Source organism: Pseudomonas sp. IT-P44 (genome assembly GCF_949768225.1).
In the GTDB taxonomy this organism is placed as follows: domain Bacteria; phylum Pseudomonadota; class Gammaproteobacteria; order Pseudomonadales; family Pseudomonadaceae; genus Aquipseudomonas; species Aquipseudomonas migulae.
The window spans coordinates 75,531-95,039 of the sequence record NZ_CATKQM010000090.1; the positions used below are offsets into that span (position 1 = coordinate 75,531).

Annotated in this window: 24 protein-coding genes; 11 read left to right on the forward strand and 13 right to left on the reverse strand. The window is 59.8% G+C overall.

The annotated features are described in order from the left end of the window. Window positions 1-5: 5 nt before the first annotated feature. Window positions 6-923 carry a sulfate adenylyltransferase subunit CysD gene (cysD, locus tag ACM6IO_RS28310; protein ID WP_008026947.1) on the reverse strand — a complete coding sequence of 306 codons (918 nt, stop codon included), beginning with the start codon at window positions 921-923 and terminating at the stop codon, window positions 6-8. A 239-nt stretch (window positions 924-1,162) separates the two neighbouring features. Next, entirely contained in the window at window positions 1,163-1,921 is a 759-nt protein-coding gene (locus ACM6IO_RS28315; RefSeq protein ID WP_414912641.1) for a Nif3-like dinuclear metal center hexameric protein, read from the reverse strand. Window positions 1,922-2,023: 102 nt separating this feature from the next. Here ACM6IO_RS28315 and algW point away from each other — a divergent pair, with 102 nt between their 5' ends. Continuing rightward, a complete protein-coding gene (gene algW, locus ACM6IO_RS28320) occupies window positions 2,024-3,184 on the forward strand; it encodes a Do family serine endopeptidase AlgW (protein WP_008026944.1) in 1,161 nt (386 codons plus the stop codon). A gap of 140 nt (window positions 3,185-3,324) precedes the next feature. Here the strand turns inward: algW and hisC are convergent, their stop codons facing one another. The 10 genes from hisC to ACM6IO_RS28370 form a co-directional block, all read right to left on the reverse strand. Beyond that, entirely contained in the window at window positions 3,325-4,377 is a 1,053-nt protein-coding gene (hisC, locus tag ACM6IO_RS28325) for a histidinol-phosphate transaminase (protein WP_192227735.1), read from the reverse strand. Between the two features lies 1 nt (window position 4,378). Next, window positions 4,379-5,704 (reverse strand): histidinol dehydrogenase, encoded by a 1,326-nt coding sequence (gene hisD, locus ACM6IO_RS28330; RefSeq protein ID WP_414912642.1) that lies wholly within the window; start codon window positions 5,702-5,704, stop codon window positions 4,379-4,381. 125 nt (window positions 5,705-5,829) lie between these two features. After that, window positions 5,830-6,465, reverse strand: a complete 636-nt coding sequence (gene hisG, locus ACM6IO_RS28335) for an ATP phosphoribosyltransferase (RefSeq protein ID WP_008026940.1) — start codon at window positions 6,463-6,465, stop codon at window positions 5,830-5,832. Between the two features lie 127 nt (window positions 6,466-6,592). Continuing rightward, the gene (gene murA, locus ACM6IO_RS28340; protein ID WP_008026938.1) at window positions 6,593-7,858 is read right to left on the reverse strand and encodes a UDP-N-acetylglucosamine 1-carboxyvinyltransferase; all 1,266 of its coding nucleotides are present in this window, start codon (window positions 7,856-7,858) and stop codon (window positions 6,593-6,595) included. Between the two features lie 22 nt (window positions 7,859-7,880). Then, a complete protein-coding gene (locus tag ACM6IO_RS28345) occupies window positions 7,881-8,120 on the reverse strand; it encodes a BolA family protein (RefSeq protein WP_007901566.1) in 240 nt (79 codons plus the stop codon). A gap of 113 nt (window positions 8,121-8,233) precedes the next feature. Then, window positions 8,234-8,539 (reverse strand): lipid asymmetry maintenance protein MlaB, encoded by a 306-nt coding sequence (locus tag ACM6IO_RS28350; protein WP_192227733.1) that lies wholly within the window; start codon window positions 8,537-8,539, stop codon window positions 8,234-8,236. After that, the gene (locus ACM6IO_RS28355) at window positions 8,536-9,192 is read right to left on the reverse strand and encodes a phospholipid-binding protein MlaC (RefSeq protein ID WP_192417373.1); all 657 of its coding nucleotides are present in this window, start codon (window positions 9,190-9,192) and stop codon (window positions 8,536-8,538) included. The genes ACM6IO_RS28350 and ACM6IO_RS28355 overlap by 4 nt, the downstream gene beginning before the upstream one ends. Before the next feature lie 11 nt (window positions 9,193-9,203). Then, window positions 9,204-9,671: an outer membrane lipid asymmetry maintenance protein MlaD gene (mlaD, locus tag ACM6IO_RS28360; protein ID WP_008026930.1), complete on the reverse strand. Its 468-nt coding sequence runs from the start codon at window positions 9,669-9,671 to the stop codon at window positions 9,204-9,206. Continuing rightward, entirely contained in the window at window positions 9,671-10,468 is a 798-nt protein-coding gene (gene mlaE, locus ACM6IO_RS28365) for a lipid asymmetry maintenance ABC transporter permease subunit MlaE (protein ID WP_008026928.1), read from the reverse strand. The genes mlaD and mlaE overlap by 1 nt, the downstream gene beginning before the upstream one ends. Then, entirely contained in the window at window positions 10,468-11,277 is an 810-nt protein-coding gene (locus tag ACM6IO_RS28370; RefSeq protein WP_008026926.1) for an ATP-binding cassette domain-containing protein, read from the reverse strand. The genes mlaE and ACM6IO_RS28370 overlap by 1 nt, the downstream gene beginning before the upstream one ends. Window positions 11,278-11,553: 276 nt before the next feature. On the opposite strand from ACM6IO_RS28370, the gene ACM6IO_RS28375 reads away from it, so the two are divergent. The 10 genes from ACM6IO_RS28375 (at window position 11,554) to ACM6IO_RS28420 (ending at window position 18,581) form a co-directional block, all read left to right on the forward strand. Beyond that, entirely contained in the window at window positions 11,554-12,528 is a 975-nt protein-coding gene (locus ACM6IO_RS28375; RefSeq protein WP_008026924.1) for a KpsF/GutQ family sugar-phosphate isomerase, read from the forward strand. Beyond that, the gene (locus ACM6IO_RS28380) at window positions 12,528-13,052 is read left to right on the forward strand and encodes a KdsC family phosphatase (protein WP_008037377.1); all 525 of its coding nucleotides are present in this window, start codon (window positions 12,528-12,530) and stop codon (window positions 13,050-13,052) included. Before ACM6IO_RS28375 ends, ACM6IO_RS28380 begins: the two co-directional genes overlap by 1 nt. Window positions 13,053-13,059: 7 nt before the next feature. Continuing rightward, a complete protein-coding gene (lptC, locus tag ACM6IO_RS28385) occupies window positions 13,060-13,632 on the forward strand; it encodes an LPS export ABC transporter periplasmic protein LptC (RefSeq protein ID WP_008026921.1) in 573 nt (190 codons plus the stop codon). Further along, window positions 13,619-14,167: a lipopolysaccharide transport periplasmic protein LptA gene (lptA, locus tag ACM6IO_RS28390; protein WP_008026920.1), complete on the forward strand. Its 549-nt coding sequence runs from the start codon at window positions 13,619-13,621 to the stop codon at window positions 14,165-14,167. Before lptC ends, lptA begins: the two co-directional genes overlap by 14 nt. Continuing rightward, complete coding sequence (gene lptB, locus ACM6IO_RS28395; RefSeq protein ID WP_008026918.1) at window positions 14,167-14,892, forward strand: LPS export ABC transporter ATP-binding protein; 726 nt, start codon at window positions 14,167-14,169, stop codon at window positions 14,890-14,892. The genes lptA and lptB overlap by 1 nt, the downstream gene beginning before the upstream one ends. Window positions 14,893-15,076: 184 nt before the next feature. Further along, complete coding sequence (locus tag ACM6IO_RS28400) at window positions 15,077-16,570, forward strand: RNA polymerase factor sigma-54 (RefSeq protein ID WP_032828652.1); 1,494 nt, start codon at window positions 15,077-15,079, stop codon at window positions 16,568-16,570. Between the two features lie 74 nt (window positions 16,571-16,644). Further along, window positions 16,645-16,953, forward strand: coding sequence for a ribosome hibernation-promoting factor, HPF/YfiA family (gene hpf / locus ACM6IO_RS28405; RefSeq protein ID WP_007941242.1), 309 nt, complete (start codon window positions 16,645-16,647; stop codon window positions 16,951-16,953). 12 nt (window positions 16,954-16,965) lie between these two features. Continuing rightward, the gene (gene ptsN, locus ACM6IO_RS28410) at window positions 16,966-17,430 is read left to right on the forward strand and encodes a PTS IIA-like nitrogen regulatory protein PtsN (RefSeq protein WP_008026914.1); all 465 of its coding nucleotides are present in this window, start codon (window positions 16,966-16,968) and stop codon (window positions 17,428-17,430) included. Between the two features lie 2 nt (window positions 17,431-17,432). Beyond that, complete coding sequence (gene rapZ / locus ACM6IO_RS28415; protein ID WP_008037390.1) at window positions 17,433-18,290, forward strand: RNase adapter RapZ; 858 nt, start codon at window positions 17,433-17,435, stop codon at window positions 18,288-18,290. 15 nt (window positions 18,291-18,305) lie between these two features. Continuing rightward, window positions 18,306-18,581 (forward strand): HPr family phosphocarrier protein, encoded by a 276-nt coding sequence (locus ACM6IO_RS28420; RefSeq protein ID WP_008037392.1) that lies wholly within the window; start codon window positions 18,306-18,308, stop codon window positions 18,579-18,581. Window positions 18,582-18,588: 7 nt separating this feature from the next. On the opposite strand, the gene ACM6IO_RS28425 is transcribed toward ACM6IO_RS28420, so the two are convergent. Next, complete coding sequence (locus ACM6IO_RS28425; RefSeq protein ID WP_414912643.1) at window positions 18,589-19,482, reverse strand: ZIP family metal transporter; 894 nt, start codon at window positions 19,480-19,482, stop codon at window positions 18,589-18,591. Window positions 19,483-19,509: the final 27 nt, after the last annotated feature.

Below are 19,509 nucleotides of genomic sequence, written 5' to 3' on the forward strand. Positions count from 1 at the left end.
ACCCCTTAGAAATAACCCTGACGTTTCTTTTCTTCCATCGAGCCTGCGCCATCGTGATCGATGACCCGGCCCTGGCGTTCGGAAGTTCGCGTCAGGAGCATTTCCTGAATGATGTCGGTCAGGCTGGTGGCCTCGGACTCGACCGCACCGGTCAGCGGGTAGTCACCCAATGTACGGAAACGGACTTTCTTCTTGACGATGCGCGCCTTGTCTTCGTCGCTCAGGTGATTGAGCAGGCGTTCGTCGTCGATCATGATCCAGGTGCCATTCATCTCGATGACGTCGCGCTCGGCGGCGAAATACAGCGGCACAATCGGGATGCCTTCGAGGTAGATGTACTGCCAGATGTCCAGTTCGGTCCAGTTCGACAATGGGAAAACGCGGATCGATTCGCCCTTGTTGACGTTGCCGTTGTAGACGTTCCACAGCTCTGGACGCTGGTTTTTCGGGTCCCAGCGGTGCTTGGTGTCGCGGAAGGAATACACGCGCTCTTTGGCGCGGGACTTCTCTTCGTCGCGGCGAGCGCCACCGAAAGCGGCGTCGAAACCGTACTTGTCGAGCGCCTGTTTCAGGCCCTCGGTTTTCATGATGTCGGTATGCTTGGCGCTACCGTGGGTCAGCGGGTTGATGCCCTGGGCCACGCCATCGGGGTTCACGTGCACCAGCAGGTCCAGGCCGAGTTCTTCGACCATGCGGTCGCGGAATTCGTACATTTCCTTGAACTTCCACCGGGTGTCGACGTGCATCACCGGGAACGGCAATTTGCCCGGGAAGAATGCCTTGCGCGCAAGGTGCAGCATCACGGCGGAATCTTTACCGACGGAGTACAGCATCACCGGGTTATCGAACTCGGCGGCGACCTCGCGGATGATGTGGATGCTTTCGGCCTCCAGCTGTTTCAGATGCGTCAGTTTGTCGACCATGGCTACTCACGAAAACGATCTTATGGACGGCCAGCGGGCCGTGTTCGAGCGGGGAATCCTAGCACAGCGACCTCTTCTAATCAGGCCGCGAGCTAGATCGAAAGGGTATATGAATATACCCCCTCGTTTGGGCCCAGGGACCTTGTAGGAGCGAGGCTTGCCCGCGAAGAACGATAACGCGGTGTGCCTGATGTACTGCGTTATCGTTTTTCGCGGGCAAGCCTCGCTCCTACATGAAACTAGATCGGATTCGGGCAATCGATGAAGATGTGCTCCAGCGCAAACCGTCGCGCCAGGTAATCCCCCAGCGCCTGCACACCATAACGCTCGGTGGCGTGGTGACCGGCGGCGATGAAACTGATGTCGTTTTCCCGGGCGCTGTGGAAGGTTTGCTCGGACGCCTCGCCGCTGAGGTACAGATCGACGCCCGCCAAAACCGCCTGATCGATATACCCCTGGCCGCCACCGGTGCACCAGCCGACCCGACGAATCATCTCGCTGCCTTCAATCAGCAGCGGCTCGCGCCCCATGACTTCCTGCACGCGGCGAGCGAAATCACGCGGCGTCATCGGTTCGTTCAACGAGCCGACCAGACCGACAATCTTCAGGTTATCCGGATCCAACGGCCCTTCGACGGTGATGTCCAACTGAAGGGCGAGCTGCACGTTGTTACCGACTTCCGGGTGGAGGTCCAGCGGCAAGTGATAGGACAGCAGGCTGATGTCGTGCTTGAGCAGAGTTTTCAACCGACGCTGCTTCATGCCGGTGATGCACGGGTTCTCGCCCTTCCAGAAGTAACCGTGATGCACCAGCACCAGATCGGCCTGCGCTTCGACGGCCGCATCCAGCAACGCCTGACTGGCCGTGACGCCACTGACGATGCGCATCACCTGCGGCCGGCCTTCGACCTGTAACCCGTTGGGGCAATAATCGGCAATCTTTGCACTGTTCAGATAACGGTCGGCTTCTTCGACCAGGGTGCTCAGGGCGACGGCCATAAAAGACTCCTAAATATCCCGTTCAGAGGCGCGCGCGGCCTCGTATAATGCGCGACATTATGGGCGGTCTCTAACCGCCTGCAACCTCTCAGGACGTGCTTAATGCTCAAGGCGCTGCGTTTTTCCGGCTGGCCGCTGTTGGCCGGCGTGCTTATCGCTCTATTGATCATCCAGCGTTACCCGCAGTGGGTCGGGCTTCCAAGCCTCGACGTCAACCTGCAGCAAGCCCCGCAAACCACCACCATGCAACAGGGGCCGGTGTCCTATGCCGACGCAGTCACCACCGCTGCGCCGTCGGTGGTGAACCTGTACACCACCAAAGTCATCAACAAACCGAACCATCCGCTGTTCGAAGACCCGCAGTTCCGTCGCTTCTTCGGCGACAACGCGCCCAAGCAGAAACGCATGGAATCGAGCCTCGGCTCCGGCGTGATCATGAGCCCGGAAGGCTACCTGCTGACCAATAACCACGTGACCAGCGGCGCCGACCAGATTGTCGTCGCGCTGAAGGACGGGCGTGAAACCCTGGCCCGCGTCATCGGCAGCGACCCGGAAACCGACCTCGCGGTCCTGAAGATCGATCTGAAAAACCTGCCGTCGATCACCGTCGGCCGCTCGGACAACATCCGCATCGGCGACGTCGCGCTGGCCATCGGCAACCCGTTCGGCGTCGGCCAGACCGTGACCATGGGCATCATCAGCGCCACCGGCCGTAACCAGCTGGGCCTGAACAACTACGAAGATTTCATCCAGACCGACGCCGCGATCAACCCCGGCAACTCCGGCGGTGCGCTGGTGGATGCCAATGGCAACCTGACCGGGATCAACACGGCGATCTTCTCCAAGTCCGGCGGTTCGCAAGGCATCGGTTTCGCGATCCCGGTCAAACTGGCGATGGAAGTGATGAAGTCGATCATCGAACACGGCCAGGTGATTCGCGGCTGGCTCGGTATCGAAGTGCAGCCGTTGAGCCAGGAGCTGGCGGAGTCGTATGGCCTATCGGGACGTCCGGGCATTGTGGTCGCGGGGATTTTCCGTGACGGCCCTGCGCAGAAGGCTGGCCTGCAATTGGGTGACGTGATTCTCACCATCGACGGCGAACCGGCCGGTGATGGTCGCCGCTCGATGAACCAGGTCGCGCGGATCAAACCGACCGACAAAGTCACGGTTCAGGTGATGCGCAACGGCAAGGAGCTGAAGCTGACCGCTGAAATCGGCTTGCGCCCGCCACCGGCGCCGGTCAAAGAGAAAGAAGAACAGTAAGCACTCCCCACACGATCCCTGTAGGAGCGAGCGGTGCGGCGATCCGACTTGCCCGCGAAGAACAATGACGCGGTGTACTTGATACACCGTGTCATCGTTCTTCGCGGGCAAGCCTTGCTCCTACAGGGGTTGTGGGGTGTTTAGAGGTCGCCGAGGCCGTCGATCAGTGCCTGATTCTGTTCAGGTGTGCCAATCGAAATCCGCAGGAACTGCGCAATGCGCTCCTGCTTGAAGTGCCGGACGATCACGCCTTGCTCGCGCAACTTCGCCGCCAGCCCCGCTGCATCGTGCTGCGGATGCCGGGCGAAGATGAAGTTCGCCGCTGACGGCAGCACTTCAAAGCCCTTGGCTTGCAGTTGCGCGACGACCTTCTCGCGATTCTCGATCACCAACCCGCAGGTCTTGTCGAAGTACTCGCGGTCTTCGAACGCGGCGGCTGCACCGACGTTCGCCAGGCGGTCCAGCGGATAAGAGTTGAAGCTGTTCTTGATCCGCTCCAGCGCCTCGATCAGGTCCGGATGCCCCACCGCCAGACCGACCCGCAGGCCGGCCAGGGAACGGGACTTGGACAACGTCTGAGTCACCAGCAAATTCGGATAGCGGCCCACCAGACTGATCGCCGTCTCGCCACCGAAGTCGATGTAAGCCTCATCCACCACGACCACCGAATCCGGGCTGGCCTTGAGGATTTGCTCAACCGCGTCCAGCGCCAGCAGGCAACCGGTCGGGGCGTTCGGGTTCGGGAAGATGATCCCGCCGTTCGGCTTGGCGTAATCCGCCGGGTTGATCTGGAACTGCTCGTCCAGCGGCACCGCGTCGAACGTGATGCCGTACAACCCGCAGTAGACCGGGTAGAAGCTGTAGCTGATGTCCGGGAACAGCACCGGCTGATCGTGTTGCAGCAAACCGTGAAAGATGTGCGCCAGGACTTCATCGGAACCGTTGCCGAGGAACACCTGATTGCTTTGCACGCCGTAGTACTTGGCGACAGCGTTCTTCAACAGGTCGCTGTTCGGGTCCGGGTACAAACGCAGGTTGTCGTTGAGCTCGGTCTGCATCGCCGCCAGGGCTTTTGGCGATGGGCCGTACGGGTTTTCGTTGGTGTTGAGCTTCACCAGTTTCGCCAGTTTCGGTTGCTCGCCCGGCACGTAAGGCACCAGGTTCTTGACGAACGGGCTCCAGAATTTACTCATCTCAGTTCCCCTGCTTGTCGTCAATGATGCGGTATTCGGCGCTGCGGGCGTGGGCGGTCAGCGACTCGCCACGGGCCAGCACGGAAGCGGTCTTGCCCAATTCCGACGCACCCTGCTCGGAGCAGAAGATGATCGACGAGCGTTTCTGGAAGTCGTACACGCCCAGCGGCGAGGAGAACCGTGCGGTGCCGGAAGTCGGCAGCACGTGGTTCGGGCCGGCGCAGTAGTCGCCCAAGGCCTCGGAGGTGTGACGGCCCATGAAGATTGCGCCGGCGTGACGGATCTGCGGCAACCACGCTTGTGGATCGGCGACCGACAACTCCAGGTGCTCCGGTGCGATGCGGTTGGCCACTTCGATGGCTTGCTCCATATCACGAACCTGGATCAGCGCCCCACGGCCATTGATCGAGGTTTCGATGATCTCGGCGCGTTCCATGGTCGGCAGCAGTTTGGCGATGCTGGCGGCAACCTGGTCGAGGAACCCGGCGTCCGGGCTGACCAGAATTGCCTGTGCGTCTTCGTCGTGCTCGGCCTGGGAGAACAGGTCCATGGCAATCCAGTCCGGATCGGTCTGGCCGTCGCACACAACGAGGATTTCCGACGGACCGGCGATCATGTCGATGCCGACCTGGCCGAACACGTGACGCTTGGCGGTGGCGACATAGATGTTGCCCGGGCCGACCACCTTGTCGACCTTCGGCACGCTTTCGGTGCCATAAGCCAACGCGGCAACCGCTTGGGCGCCACCGATGGTGAACACACGATCGACGCCAGCGATGCACGCTGCGGCCAATACCAGCTCGTTGATTTCACCGCGCGGGGTCGGTACCACCATGACCACTTCGGTCACGCCCGCCACTTTGGCCGGGATCGCATTCATCAGTACGGACGACGGGTACGACGCTTTGCCGCCCGGGACATAAAGACCGGCGCGATCCAGCGGCGTGACCTTCTGGCCCAGCACCGTGCCATCGGCCTCGGTGTAGCTCCAGGAATCCTGTTTCTGCTTTTCGTGGTAGCTGCGCACACGGGCCGCGGCTTTTTCCAGCGCTTCACGCTGCGGCACGGTGATGCGGGTCAGGGCCAGTTCCAGGCGCTCGCGCGGCAGGATCAGGTCGGCCATCGAGGCGACTTCCAGGCCGTCGAACTTCTGGGTGAATTCCACCAGCGCCGCATCGCCACGCTCGCGCACGGCATTGATGATGTCCAGCACCCGCTGATTGACCGAGTCGTCAGACACACTTTCCCAGCTCAGCAGATGATCCAGATGATGTGCGAAATCCGGGTCAGCAGCGTTGAGTCGGCGAATTGCAGTCGGTGCGGTCATAGCGAGAGCCTCATAGGAATGGCAAAAACTCAGGCGCCCTAACTTAGCAGTCGTTTCCGCTTGGGCACCTGAGATTCTGGCTATGAGGCGGATAGACGGGCGCGACTCAAGGTCGCGCAGGTGAATCAGCCGCGGTGTCGAGACTCCACTGCCTTGCGCAGGGTGTCGATCAACGCCTGGATACGGGCGTGCTGCATTTTCATCGAAGCTTTGTTGACGATCAGCCGGGAGCTGATGTCGGCAATGAAATCCTGGGGTTCCAGGCCATTGGCGCGCAGGGTGTTGCCGGTGTCGACCACGTCGATGATCTTGTCCGCCAGACCGATCAGCGGCGCCAGTTCCATCGAGCCGTACAGCTTGATGATGTCGACCTGACGCCCCTGTTCGGCGTAGTAACGCTTGGCAACGTTGACGAACTTGGTCGCCACCCGCAAACGGCCCTTGGGCTCGACGTCGCCGACACGGCCAGCGGTCATCAGCTTGCAGAGGGCAATGCGCAAGTCCAGTGGCTCGTACAAGCCCTGGCCGCCGTATTCCATCAGCACATCTTTACCGGCGACGCCCAGGTCAGCGGCACCATGCTCGACATAGGTCGGCACATCGGTGGCGCGCACGATCAGCAGGCGTACATCTTCCTGGGTCGTGGGGATGATCAGCTTGCGGCTCTTGTCCGGATTCTCGGTCGGCACGATGCCCGCTTCAGCCAGAAGCGGCAGGGTGTCGTCAAGGATGCGGCCCTTGGACAGTGCGATGGTCAACATGGGAAACGTCAGTCCTTATCAAGGTACGTGCCCGGTCACAAACGGCGCCGGACACACATCGTGGGTGAAGTACCCTCGACTTGAAACGAATTCAACGGGCACATCCTTATGCCCATGCAGCAAAAAACTAGCCCGGTACGCGGCGGATCTTGGCGCCGAGCATCTGCAGTTTCTCTTCGATGCACTCGTAACCACGGTCGATGTGGTAGATGCGGTCGATCAGGGTGTCGCCTTCAGCGATCAGCGCCGAGATCACCAGGCTGGCCGAAGCACGCAGGTCGGTGGCCATGACTGGCGCGCCTTTCAGCTTCTCGGTACCGGTGACAATGGCGGTGTTGCCTTCGACCTGGATCTTGGCGCCCATGCGGTGCAGTTCGTAAACGTGCATGAAGCGGTTTTCGAAGATCGTCTCGATCACGGCACCGGTGCCTTCGGCAATGGCGTTGAGCGAGATGAACTGCGCCTGCATGTCAGTCGGGAACGCCGGGTATGGAGCAGTGCGCACGTTGACGGCTTTTGGCCGCTTGCCGTGCATGTTCAGCTCGATCCAGTCTTCGCCGCAGTTGATTTCGGCACCCGACTCACGGAGTTTTTCCAGGACGGCTTCGAGGATGGTCGGATCGGTGTCCTTGACCTTCACACGACCGCCGGTCACGGCGGCGGCAACCAGGTAGGTACCGGTTTCGATACGGTCCGGCATCACTTTGTAAGTGGTGGTGTGCAGACGCTCGACGCCATCGATGGTGATGGTGTCGGTGCCGGCGCCAGAGATCTTGGCGCCCATGGCGATCAGGAAGTTCGCCAGGTCGACCACTTCAGGCTCGCGCGCGGCGTTGGCCAGCACGCTGCGGCCCTTGGCCAGGGCAGCGGCCATCATGATGTTTTCGGTACCGGTCACACTGACGGTGTCGAAGAAGAAGTGCGCGCCACGCAGGCCGCCTTCAGGCGCCTTGGCCTTGATGTAGCCGCCTTCGACGTCGATGACCGCGCCCATGGCTTCAAGACCACGGATGTGCAGGTCCACCGGACGCGAACCGATGGCGCAGCCGCCAGGCAGTGCGACTTCGGCTTCACCGAAACGGGCAACCATCGGGCCCAGCACCAGGATCGACGCACGCATGGTTTTTACCAGTTCGTACGGAGCGATCAGGGTCTTGATGGTGCGCGGGTCGATTTCGACGCTGAGTTTCTCGTCGATCACCGGCTCGATGCCCATGCGACCGAACAGCTCGATCATGGTGGTGATGTCGTGCAGGTGCGGCAGGTTGGCAACGGTAACCGGGCCATCGCACAGCAAAGTTGCAGCCAGGATCGGCAGGGCAGAGTTCTTTGCCCCGGAAATGCGGATCTCGCCATCAAGACGAGCGCCACCGGTAATAATCAATTTATCCATAAGAATCTCGACGCCCTTGGGCTCAGGTGCGCTCGGCCCAGGCCGCGCTGCTGAAAAATTTCATAGTGACCGCATGGATGCTGCCATCGGTGATCCATGGGTTCAAATGGGCATAGACCTGCTGCTGACGCTTCACCGGGCTCAACGCCGCCAGTTCATCGCTAATCACATTCAGCTGGAAATTGCAGCCTTCGCCTTCAACTTCCACCTTGGTGTTTGGCAGCTTTCCTTCAAGGAAGCTCTTCACTTCTACGGCCTGCATGCTCAACCTCAATCGGCGCCCTGTGCGCGCGGGTCGGACATCATACAAAAAAGCCCCGCGCCTGCGAACCCCGCGAAGCAGGACTCTGACGGGGGGCTTCTCTGTCGATGCGGTTAGGGATGCGCCAACAGCTCGGTCATTTCGCTGACCTGAGCGATTTCGCGCATGTCTTCGGGCATCGCGCGGATGCTCAGCGTCTTGCCGGCCTCGTGCGCATCCCGCATGAAACACAGCAGTAACGACAAGCCGACGCTGCTGGATTTCAACACCGCCGAACAGTCCACCACTAGTGCTGGGGCCTTGCTGGCCTTGATCAGCGCCTGGCCCTGCTTGCGCAGGCCCGGGCCAGTGAGGTAGTCCAGCATGCCGCTAAGCATCAGCTCACCGGATTCATTCATGCGAATGGCCGATACACTCATTGGGTCTGCTGCTCGGTGGATTGCTTCTGGCTGGCTTCCTTGGCCTTGGCGACTTCACCGGCCCAACCATTGATGGTCTTGTCCAGGTCGTTGCCATTGCGCTGCATCGCATCGGCGAATTGGTCGCGGAACAGCTTGCCAATATTGATGCCGTTGATGATCACGTTACGCAGCTTCCACTCGCCGTTGATCTTCTCGAGCGTGTAGGACACAGGATAGATCGCGCCGTTGCTGCCTTTGACCGTCATGCCAACGCTGGTGCGGTCTCCCGACTCATCCTTGGCAGGGTCGACGACGATGCCCTGGTTGTTGTACTCGAGCAAGGCGTTGCCATAGAACTGGAACAGGCCTTTCTTGAAGTTTTCTTCAAAGGTCTTCATTTGCGCCGGCGTGGCCTTGCGCGAATATTTGACCGTCATGATGCTCTTGGAGATGCCCTCGGCATCCACCACAGGCCCGACGATGGTGTTCAGCGCCGTGTAAAAGTCCTGCGGGTCCTGCTTGTATTTCTCTTTGTTGGCCGACAGATCCGCCAGCAACCGGGTCGTGGTGTCTTGCACCAGTTCGTGCGCGGAAGGCGCCGCCACGGCGTTAGCCATCAACGGCAGGGCCGCGAGTAATACCAACAGGCCACGTCGCAAGGTAGAGATCATTCAAAAGCTCCTCATTTGGCGTCTTTGCTAACGGTATTGAGCAGGAATTTACCGATCAGGTCCTCGAGCACCAGCGACGACTGGGTGTCATGGATGGTTCCACCATCCTTGAGCAGGGCTTCTTCGCCGCCCACGCTGATACCGATGTACTTCTCGCCCAACAGGCCAGCAGTCAGGATAGATGCAGTGGAGTCATTCGGCAGGTTATCTACGCGCTTTTCCAGCTGCATCGTCACTCGACCGGTGAAACTGTCGCGGTCCAGATCGATCGCCGTGACCTTGCCGATGGTCACACCGGCCATGGTCACTTTAGCTCTGACCGTCAAACCGGCGATATTGTCGAAATACGCATAAAGTTTATAAGTATCGTTGGTTGCGCTCGGGGACAGGCCACTCACCCGCAACGCCAGCAACAGCAAAGCCAGGATGCCAGCCAGCAAGAAAAGGCCGACACCGATTTCCAGGGTGCGGTTTTGCATCAGAAATCTCCAAACATCAAGGCGGTCAGAATAAAGTCCAGGCCGAGTACCGCCAACGAGGCGTATACAACGGTCTTGGTAGTGGCACGACTGATCCCCTCGGATGTGGGCTCGCAGTCATAGCCTTGGAATACGGCGATCCAGGTCACGACAAAAGCGAAGACAATGCTTTTGATGATGCCGTTCAGCACATCGTCGGCAAAGGTCACGCTGTTTTGCATGTTCGACCAGTAGGAACCTTCATAGACACCCAGCCAGTCGACGGCCACCCACGAACCGCCCCAGATACCCACCACGCTGAAAATCATCGCCAGCACCGGCAGGGAAATGAAGCCGGCCCACAGGCGCGGGGCAATGATGTACTTGAGCGGGTCGACACCAATCATTTCCAGACTGGACAACTGCTCGGTGGACTTCATGTTGCCGATTTCAGCCGTCAGGGCCGAACCGGCGCGCCCGGCGAACAACAACGCCGTGACCACGGGGCCCAGTTCACGCAGCAACGTCAGCGCAACCATCTGCCCGACCGCCTGCTCCGAACCATAGCTGGACAGGATGTTGAACCCCTGCAGTGCCAGCACCATGCCGATGAACACCCCGGAGACCACGATGATCACCAGGGACATTACGCCCACCGAATGCAATTGCTTGATCAGCAGCCCGAACCCGCCGCCGATACCGCCACGGCCGAGCAAGGCATGAAACAGGAAGATCGTCGAACGACCGAACACTGCCAGCACATCGATGCCGGAGTGGCCGAACCGGCGCACGCGCTCCAATAGTGAAATCTTGCGCATCAACGCTTCCCCAGAAGATCTGCGCGGTAATCCGTCGCTGGAAAGTGGTACGCCACCGGGCCGTCGGGTTCGCCGGTCATGAATTGGCGAATTCGCGGCTCCTGCGAGTTCATCAGCTCCTCGGGCGTGCCCTGCCCCAACACCTGGCCTTCGCCGACCACATAGATGTAGTCGGCGATGCTCGCCGTCTCGGCCAGATCGTGGGAGACCACGATGCTGGTGATGCCCAGCGCGTCGTTGAGCAGGCGGATCAGGCGCACCAGGACGCCCATGGCGATCGGGTCCTGACCGACGAAGGGTTCGTCATACATGAGAATCTGCGGATCGAGAGCAATTGCCCGGGCCAGCGCCACACGACGCTTCATGCCGCCGGACAGTTCCTCGGGCATCAGGTCGATGGCGCCACGCAGGCCCACGGCCTGTAATTTGAGCAGGACGATGTCCCGGATCATTTCTTCCGGAAGCTCGGTATGAACGCGAAGCGGAAAGGCGACGTTCTCGAACACATCGAGATCGGTAAACAGTGCGCCGCTCTGGAACAGCACACCCATGTGCTTGCGCGCGTCGAACAAATCGCTGCGCGACAGCTTCGGCAGGTTTTGACCGTTGACCCAGACTTCGCCCTTGGTGGGACGCAGCTGTGCGCCCATCAAACGCAGCAATGTGGTCTTGCCACACCCGGAAGGCCCCATGATGCCGGTGACCTTGCCGCGTGGAATACGGATATCGACGTTATTGAAAATGCTGCGCGAACCGCGCTTGAAGGTCAGTCCCTTCAGCTCGACCGCGTAGGCGTTATCGGCACTCATCTAAACTCCTTGCGATGCAGCCTCTCACTCGGACGCCTGACTTTCTGACGAAAGCACATACCTCCCGGGCAGGCCGAACTGGCGGCGAACTATATCACTGCAAAGGCCAAGCGCCCAAGCGCCAAGCCGGGCCATGTTCAGCAACATGACAGGCAAAAAGCTTTCACTCGGAGGGTTTCGGTAACAGGGAATGACAAAGCGCGACGAACTTGCGTGAGGGTTTCGATCATTACCGCTATAATCGCCGCCTTTTCATCAGGCTATACGATTTCTGACATGAGCCAATCCAGCGACCTGATTCAATCAGCACAACGCACCATCCGCCTCGAACTGGAAGCCGTAGAAGGCTTGCTGCCCCACATCGACGCAGATTTCGTACGCGCTTGCGAGATGATTCTGGCCAGCAAAGGCCGCGTAGTCGTGGTCGGCATGGGCAAATCAGGGCACATCGGCAACAAGATCGCGGCCACCCTGGCCAGCACCGGCACCACGGCGTTTTTCGTGCACCCGGCCGAAGCCAGTCACGGCGACATGGGCATGATCACCCGCGACGACATCATCCTGGCCCTGTCGAACTCCGGCTCCACCAACGAAATCGTGACCCTGCTGCCGCTGATCAAGCGCCTGGGCATCAAACTGATCAGCGTGACCGGCAACCCCGACTCACCGCTGGCCAAGGCCGCCGAGGTCAACCTCAACGTGCACGTCGAGCATGAAGCCTGCCCGCTGAACCTGGCACCGACATCGTCGACCACCGCGGCGCTGGTCATGGGCGACGCCCTGGCCGTTGCGCTGCTGGAAGCCCGCGGCTTTACTGCTGAAGACTTCGCCTTTTCCCACCCGGGTGGCGCACTGGGCCGACGCCTGCTGTTGAAAGTGGAAAACGTCATGCACGCCGGGCAGGAGCTGCCGCAAGTCCAGCGCGGCACCTTGCTCAAGGACGCGCTGATGGAAATGACCCGCAAGGGTCTGGGCATGACCGTGATCCTGGAAGCCGACGGCAAACTCGCCGGGATCTTCACCGACGGCGATTTGCGCCGCACCCTGGATCGCAGCATCGACATCCACAGCGCGACGATCGACCAGGTCATGACCGCTCACGGCAAGACCGCCCGCGCCGAGATGCTCGCGGCCGAGGCCCTGAAAATCATGGAAGACCATAAAATCAACGCGCTGGTCGTGGTCGATAGCGAAGACCGCCCGGTCGGCGCCTTGAACATGCACGATTTGCTGCGTGCGGGAGTAATGTAATGAGCACGGACCTGCTGCAACGCGGCAAACAGATCAAACTGGCGGTATTCGACGTCGACGGCGTCCTGACTGACGGACGCCTGTACTTCCTTGAAGACGGCAGCGAATTCAAGACATTCAATACTCTCGACGGCCAGGGCATCAAGATGTTGATGGCAGCGGGCGTGCAGACGGCTATCATCAGCGGCCGCAAGACCCCGGTGGTCGAGCGACGGGCGAAGAACCTCGGTATTCCCCACCTTTATCAGGGCCGTGAAGATAAACTGGTGGTGCTTGACGAGCTTCTCGCACAGCTCAATCTAAGCTATGAACAAGTCGCCTACCTCGGCGACGACCTGCCAGACCTGCCGGTGATCCGCCGCGTTGGCCTGGGCATGGCGGTGGCCAATGCCGCCAGCTTCGTGCGTGAACACGCCCACGGCATCACCCAGGCCCGTGGTGGCGAGGGTGCCGCTCGCGAATTCTGCGAATTGATCCTGCGCGCCCAGGGCCGCCTCGATGCGGCCAACGCCGCGTACCTGTGAGCCAACTATGCTGAGCAAGAAATTTCGCAACATCCTGATGTTCGGTTGCATCGCAGCGATATTTGCTGCGGTCGGCTACTGGAACATCAGCCCGGAGCGCTTCCTCGACAAGCCTGTGGCAAAGGTCGATGAAAGCGAAATCGACTACTACGCGATCAACGCGCACAGCGTCCAGTTCCTGCCGGATGGCAAACTGCAATACGAAATGACGTCCGACAAGGTTGAACACCTGAAGGCGACCGAAGTGACGCTGCTGACCAACCCGGACCTGAACCTGTTCCGCGGCACCCAGTTCCCTTGGCACGTCCAGAGCGAACACGGCGAGGTCAACCCGGACGGCACCCAGGTCGAACTGATCGACTCGGTGCGCATCACGCGTTTCGACGAGAAAAACCGCAAGACCCTGATTACTACCACCCGTATGACCGTGTTCCCGCAACAGCAATATGCGCAGACCGAGCAACCCGTTAGAATCGACGGCGCTGGCGGTGTATCGACTGGCAAGGGAATGAAAGCGTATTTGAAAGAAAGCAGGATACACCTGCTATCGAACGTAAGAGGACAGTATGAGGCTCGTTAAAACTCTCCCTATTTTGCTCGGTCTGAGCGCAGCACTGGGAAGCGTGAGCGCCTGGGCTCTGCCGAACGATCAACAGCAGCCGATCCGCATCCAGGCCGACGACGCCCAACTGGACGACAAGAACGGTATTGCCACCTATAAAGGTGACGTGATCATCACCCAAGGTTCGATGATCGTTAAAGGCAATACTGTGACCATGACCCGCACCCCTGCGGGCGACATCGACGTGGTGACTTCGGTGGGCAACCTTGCCTATTTCGAACAACTGCAAACGGCGGGCGACACCAAGCCGGTTCAGGGCTGGGGCGTCACCATCCAGTACCACGCCTCGCAAGACCGCGTCGTGCTGATCGATCGCGCCAAAGTTGTCGATAAGGACGGTAACGTCACCCAAGGCGAGAAAATCGTCTACGACACCAACAAAAAGCTTGCCAGCGCAGGCCGTGCCACGGGCACCAACGTGACCGAGTCGCGTCCGCGTATCGACATGGTTATCCAGCCGAAAAAGAAAACCGACGAGCAAAAGGCCCCGTAATGGCAACTCTGAAAGCTCAGCATTTGGCCAAGAGCTACAAGAGCCGTCAGGTCGTGCGCGACGTCAGCCTGTCCATCGACAGCGGTCAGATCGTCGGCCTGCTTGGCCCTAACGGCGCCGGTAAAACCACCTGCTTCTACATGATTGTCGGCCTGGTTCAGGCCGATCAGGGTCGCGTACTGATCGATGATCTGGACGTCAGCCACCAGCCGATGCACGGTCGTGCAAAGGCAGGTATCGGCTATCTTCCGCAAGAAGCGTCGATCTTCCGCAAACTCTCGGTCGCCGACAACATCATGGCGATCCTCGAGACCCGCAAGGAACTCGACAAGGCCGATCGCCGCAAGGAACTGGAAAGCCTGCTGCAGGAATTCCACATCAGCCACATCCGCGACAGCCTCGGCATGAGCCTGTCCGGTGGCGAGCGCCGCCGCGTGGAAATCGCCCGGGCACTGGCCACCAACCCGAAATTCATCCTCCTCGACGAACCGTTCGCCGGCGTGGACCCGATTTCGGTGGGCGACATCAAACAGATCATCTACCACCTCAAGGCCAAGGGCATTGGCGTGCTGATCACCGACCACAACGTCCGTGAGACGCTGGATATCTGCGAAACCGCCTACATCGTCAACGATGGCCAACTGATCGCCGAAGGTGATTCGGCCACCATCCTGGCCAACGACCTCGTGAAAGAAGTCTATCTGGGCCATGAGTTCCGCCTGTAAGCACTAAGGTGTCTGGCTGGCTGCCCGAGCGCTTGTCTCGATAAAAAATCAATACTTTTTTATTGTTACAGCGCTCTAGGCAAACGCTACGGTTTCGGGCATATAATTTGCTTATGTTTGGCGCTTCGGCGCCCTGTAGTGGATGGCGCATGTGCGCCGGCGAATAAGGTGTTTAGCCCCTGCCATGAAACCATCGCTAGTCTTGAGAATGGGCCAGCAGCTGACGATGACACCGCAGCTGCAACAGGCCATCCGCCTGCTCCAATTGTCGACCCTGGACCTGCAACAGGAAATCCAGGAGGCCCTGGAGTCCAATCCGATGCTCGAACGCCAGGAAGAAGGCGACGACTTCGATAACGCCGACCCCTTGGCCGACAAAGCCGAACAGCAACCCAACGCCGACGTTTCAGAACCCTCCTATCAGGAAACCGCCCCGACGGTGGACAACCTCGAGGAAGGTGACTGGAACGAGCGCATTCCCAACGAACTGCCCGTAGACACCGCCTGGGAAGACGTCTACCAGACCAGCGCCAGCAGCCTGCCGAGCAACGATGACGACGAGTGGGATTTCACCACCCGTACATCAGCCGGTGAGAGCCTGCAAAGCCACCTGTTGTGGCAACTGAACCTGGCGCCGATGTCCGACACCGATCGCCTGATCGCCGTGACCCTGATCGACTGCATCAACAATCAGGGTTACCTGGACGAAACCCTCGAGGAAATCCTCGAAGCCTTCGATCCGGAACTCGACATCGAACTGGACGAGATCGAAGCCGTCCTGCATCGCATCCAGCAATTCGAACCCGCCGGCATCGGCGCCCGCAACCTGGGTGAATGCCTGCTGCTGCAATTGCGCCAACTCCCTGCCAAGACACCTTGGCTGGCCGAGGCCAAGCGCCTGGTCACCGATTACATCGACCTGCTCGGCAGCCGCGACTACAGCCAGCTGATGCGCCGCATGAAGCTCAAGGAAGATGAACTGCGCCAGGTGATCGAACTGGTTCAGAGCCTCAACCCGCGCCCTGGCTCGCAGATCGAATCCAGCGAAGCCGAGTACGTCGTCCCCGACGTGATCGTGCGCAAGGACAACGAGCGCTGGCTGGTCGAGCTGAACCAGGAATCGGTGCCACGGCTGCGGGTCAACGCCCAATACGCCGGTTTTGTGCGCCGCGCCGACACCAGTGCCGACAACACCTTCATGCGCAATCAGTTGCAAGAGGCCCGCTGGTTCATCAAGAGCCTGCAAAGCCGCAACGAAACCCTGATGAAAGTTGCCACCCAGATCGTCGAGCATCAGCGTGGTTTTCTGGAATACGGCGACGAAGCGATGAAACCGCTGGTGCTGCATGACATCGCCGAAGCGGTGGGCATGCACGAGTCGACGATTTCCCGCGTAACCACACAAAAATTCATGCATACCCCCCGGGGCATATATGAGCTGAAATACTTTTTCTCCAGCCACGTCAGCACCTCCGAAGGCGGTGAATGCTCGTCCACGGCGATCCGCGCGATCATCAAAAAACTGGTTGCCGCGGAAAATCAGAAAAAGCCGTTGAGTGACAGCAAGATCGCTGGTTTACTGGAGGCACAAGGCATTCAGGTGGCTCGCCGCACCGTCGCCAAGTACCGCGAATCCCTCGGGATCGCGCCTTCGAGCGAACGCAAGCGGTTGATGTAGAGCCACGCCACAGCGTTCCAGTGGTAGATCATCTGGTCTACCGCTTTATGCACTGGCAACGAAGGAGAAGCTGTATGCAAGTCAACATCAGTGGACACCAACTGGAAGTGACCGAACCTCTTCGCACCTACATCGGCGAAAAACTCGAACGGTTAGAGAGGCATTTCGACAAGATCACCAACGTGCAGGTCACGATGACGGTCGAAAAGCTGAAGCAGAAAATCGAAGCCACGCTGCATATTCCCGGCAATGAAGTGGTCGCCAACGCGGAACATACCGATATGTACGCGGCGATCGACGCATTGACCGACAAGCTGGATAAACAACTCAAAAAGCATAAGGAAAAGACCCAGAGCCTCCTCCAGGGCGCGACCGGTCGTTAACACTCCCAACCCATGATCCGACTTGAAAGCATCCTGACCCCCGGCCGTTCCCTCGTGAACGTGCCGGGCGGCAGCAAAAAGAAAGCCCTCGAGCAAATTGCCAACCTGATCGCCCGGGAAGTGCCGGATCTGGAGATGCAAGATGTCTTCGAGGCGTTGATTGCCCGTGAAAAACTCGGCTCGACCGGTTTTGGCAACGGCATCGCTATCCCTCACTGCCGGCTGAAAGGTTGCACCTCGCCTATCAGCGCCTTGATGCACCTGGACGCCCCCATCGATTTCGACGCCATCGACGGTGCTCCGGTTGACCTGCTGTTCGTCTTGCTGGTCCCCGAAGCCGCTACCGATGCGCACCTTGAATTGCTCCGCCAGATCGCCAGCATGCTCGATCGCAAGGAAGTCCGCGATCGCCTGCGTAGCGCCCCGAGCAATGAAGCCTTGTATCAGGTTGTCCTGGACGAGCAAAACGGGCACTAATCATGCGCTTGATCATCGTCAGTGGCCGTTCCGGCTCAGGTAAAAGTACCGCGCTCGATGTTCTCGAGGACAACGGCTATTACTGCATCGACAACCTGCCCGCCGGGTTGTTGCCGGAACTGGCCGAACGCGCGCTGGTCCACACCGAACTGCCACAGCCGCTGGTTGCCGTCTCTATTGATGCGCGCAACCTGCCGAGCCACCTGAGCCGGTTTCCGGAACTGCTCGAAGAAGTTCGCAGCCGGCATATCCAGTGCGACGTCCTGTACCTGGACGCCGACGAAGAAACCTTGCTGAAGCGTTTTTCGGAAACTCGCCGTCGTCACCCGCTGAGCAGCGCCAACCGCTCGCTGGCCGAGGCGATCAACGACGAAACCAGCCTGCTCGGGCCGATTGCCGACCTCGCCGATCTCAAGGTCATCACCACCAACCTGAACCTGTATCAGTTGCGCGATACCATCAAGTTGCGCCTGCTGAACCAGCCGGAACCCGGTACTGCGTTTTTGGTGGAGTCGTTCGGATTCAAGCGCGGCATGCCGGTGGACGCCGATCTGGTGTTCGACGTGCGCTGCCTGCCGAACCCCTATTGGAAGCCCGAGCTACGCGATCAGTCCGGGCTTGATGAACCGGTTGCCACGTACCTGGCCGCCCAGCCGGACGTCGAAGAGATGTTCCAGGACATTTCCACGTACCTGCTCAAATGGCTGCCGCGCTTTGCCGCCAGCAACCGCGCTTATGTCACCATTGCCATCGGCTGCACCGGCGGGCATCACCGCTCCGTCTATCTGACCGAACGTCTGGGTCAGGCCCTGCAAAAAACCCTGAAGAACGTCCAGGTCCGCCACCGCGACCTCAGCTAAAGGATTCACATCGCGATGCCTGCTCTGGAAATCGAAATCATCAACAAGCTGGGTCTGCATGCCCGTGCTTCCGCCAAATTCGTTGGTGTCGCCGGCGAGTTCAAAGACTGCACGATCAGAGTCGGACGAACGCCGGAATCAACGGTCGACGGCAAAAGCATCATGGCAATGATGATGCTCGCTGCGGGCAAAGGCACCAAAATCTACATCAGCACCGAAGGCGAAGACGAGCAAAGAGCGCTGGATGCGCTGACAGACTTGATCAACCGCTACTTCGACGAAGGCGAATAACGCTCGCCTAGGCGAGCGCTGTATCCATCACCATCATCAAACAAAACCCGATCAGCAGCCCAAGGCTGGCCAGCTTGTCGTGACCATGGCGTCGCGACTCGGGAATGACTTCGTGCGTGACGACCAGCAACATGGCCCCGGCCGCGAGCGCCAGGCCCAACGGCAACAGCAATTCGGCCAGGCTCACCAGCCAGGCGCACAACAGTGCGAAGACCGGCTCGACCAAGCCTGATGCCGCCCCGATCAGGAACGCCTTGACCCGCGACATCCCTGCCCCGGCCAACACCAACGCAATGACCAATCCTTCCGGCACATCCTGCAAGGCGATGCCCATGGCCAGGCTGTCGGCGTCGGGCATGCCGCCCCCCGCCGAGACACCGACCGCCATGCCTTCGGGAATGTTGTGGGCAATAATGGCAAACACGAACAACCAGATCCGTGGCGCAATGACCGGCCGCTCCAGCGTGCCGACGAGCATTTCCGGTGAAGCGCCGGAAACCTTTCGATCCACCAGATACAGCCCGAACGCGCCAAGCATGATGCCGAAACTGATCAGACCGCTGGCCACCCAAGGTGTCAGCCCCAGGCTTTCAGCGGCGGCAATACCTGGCACGATCAGCGAAAACGCCGTCGCCGCGAGCATCACCCCGGCACCGAAGCCGAGCAGCGTATCGCTGACCGCCTGGGGCATGCGTCGAATCACCAGCACCGGCACCGCGCCCAAGGCCGTGCCCAAGGCGCAAATGGCCCCGCCCTGCAACGCACGCAGCAGTTTCGGCTCAAGATCCAGCCACGCGAGCCCATGCGCAACCAACAGGCTCATGCCCGCCAGTAGTAACAGCGACCCAAACGCGTAACGAAACATTCGTCCACTTCCGATCGCCAGTGTTTCAGTGCCCATAGCCCGCCCAGGATTGTTTTTATAGAA

What these genes read in the sequence shown, in the direction of transcription:
- cysD (WP_008026947.1), bottom strand. Translation starts at nt 923, where the DNA reads ATGGTCGACAAACTGACGCATCTGAAACAGCTGGAGGCCGAAAGCATC.
- ACM6IO_RS28315 (WP_414912641.1), bottom strand. Translation starts at nt 1,921, where the DNA reads ATGGCCGTCGCCCTGAGCACCCTGGTCGAAGAAGCCGACCGTTATCTG.
- algW (WP_008026944.1), top strand. Translation starts at nt 2,024, where the DNA reads ATGCTCAAGGCGCTGCGTTTTTCCGGCTGGCCGCTGTTGGCCGGCGTG.
- hisC (WP_192227735.1), bottom strand. Translation starts at nt 4,377, where the DNA reads ATGAGTAAATTCTGGAGCCCGTTCGTCAAGAACCTGGTGCCTTACGTG.
- hisD (WP_414912642.1), bottom strand. Translation starts at nt 5,704, where the DNA reads ATGACCGCACCGACTGCAATTCGCCGACTCAACGCTGCTGACCCGGAT.
- hisG (WP_008026940.1), bottom strand. Translation starts at nt 6,465, where the DNA reads ATGTTGACCATCGCACTGTCCAAGGGCCGCATCCTTGACGACACCCTG.
- murA (WP_008026938.1), bottom strand. Translation starts at nt 7,858, where the DNA reads ATGGATAAATTGATTATTACCGGTGGCGCTCGTCTTGATGGCGAGATC.
- ACM6IO_RS28345 (WP_007901566.1), bottom strand. Translation starts at nt 8,120, where the DNA reads ATGCAGGCCGTAGAAGTGAAGAGCTTCCTTGAAGGAAAGCTGCCAAAC.
- ACM6IO_RS28350 (WP_192227733.1), bottom strand. Translation starts at nt 8,539, where the DNA reads ATGAGTGTATCGGCCATTCGCATGAATGAATCCGGTGAGCTGATGCTT.
- ACM6IO_RS28355 (WP_192417373.1), bottom strand. Translation starts at nt 9,192, where the DNA reads ATGATCTCTACCTTGCGACGTGGCCTGTTGGTATTACTCGCGGCCCTG.
- mlaD (WP_008026930.1), bottom strand. Translation starts at nt 9,671, where the DNA reads ATGCAAAACCGCACCCTGGAAATCGGTGTCGGCCTTTTCTTGCTGGCT.
- mlaE (WP_008026928.1), bottom strand. Translation starts at nt 10,468, where the DNA reads ATGCGCAAGATTTCACTATTGGAGCGCGTGCGCCGGTTCGGCCACTCC.
- ACM6IO_RS28370 (WP_008026926.1), bottom strand. Translation starts at nt 11,277, where the DNA reads ATGAGTGCCGATAACGCCTACGCGGTCGAGCTGAAGGGACTGACCTTC.
- ACM6IO_RS28375 (WP_008026924.1), top strand. Translation starts at nt 11,554, where the DNA reads ATGAGCCAATCCAGCGACCTGATTCAATCAGCACAACGCACCATCCGC.
- ACM6IO_RS28380 (WP_008037377.1), top strand. Translation starts at nt 12,528, where the DNA reads ATGAGCACGGACCTGCTGCAACGCGGCAAACAGATCAAACTGGCGGTA.
- lptC (WP_008026921.1), top strand. Translation starts at nt 13,060, where the DNA reads ATGCTGAGCAAGAAATTTCGCAACATCCTGATGTTCGGTTGCATCGCA.
- lptA (WP_008026920.1), top strand. Translation starts at nt 13,619, where the DNA reads ATGAGGCTCGTTAAAACTCTCCCTATTTTGCTCGGTCTGAGCGCAGCA.
- lptB (WP_008026918.1), top strand. Translation starts at nt 14,167, where the DNA reads ATGGCAACTCTGAAAGCTCAGCATTTGGCCAAGAGCTACAAGAGCCGT.
- ACM6IO_RS28400 (WP_032828652.1), top strand. Translation starts at nt 15,077, where the DNA reads ATGAAACCATCGCTAGTCTTGAGAATGGGCCAGCAGCTGACGATGACA.
- hpf (WP_007941242.1), top strand. Translation starts at nt 16,645, where the DNA reads ATGCAAGTCAACATCAGTGGACACCAACTGGAAGTGACCGAACCTCTT.
- ptsN (WP_008026914.1), top strand. Translation starts at nt 16,966, where the DNA reads ATGATCCGACTTGAAAGCATCCTGACCCCCGGCCGTTCCCTCGTGAAC.
- rapZ (WP_008037390.1), top strand. Translation starts at nt 17,433, where the DNA reads ATGCGCTTGATCATCGTCAGTGGCCGTTCCGGCTCAGGTAAAAGTACC.
- ACM6IO_RS28420 (WP_008037392.1), top strand. Translation starts at nt 18,306, where the DNA reads ATGCCTGCTCTGGAAATCGAAATCATCAACAAGCTGGGTCTGCATGCC.
- ACM6IO_RS28425 (WP_414912643.1), bottom strand. Translation starts at nt 19,482, where the DNA reads ATGGGCACTGAAACACTGGCGATCGGAAGTGGACGAATGTTTCGTTAC.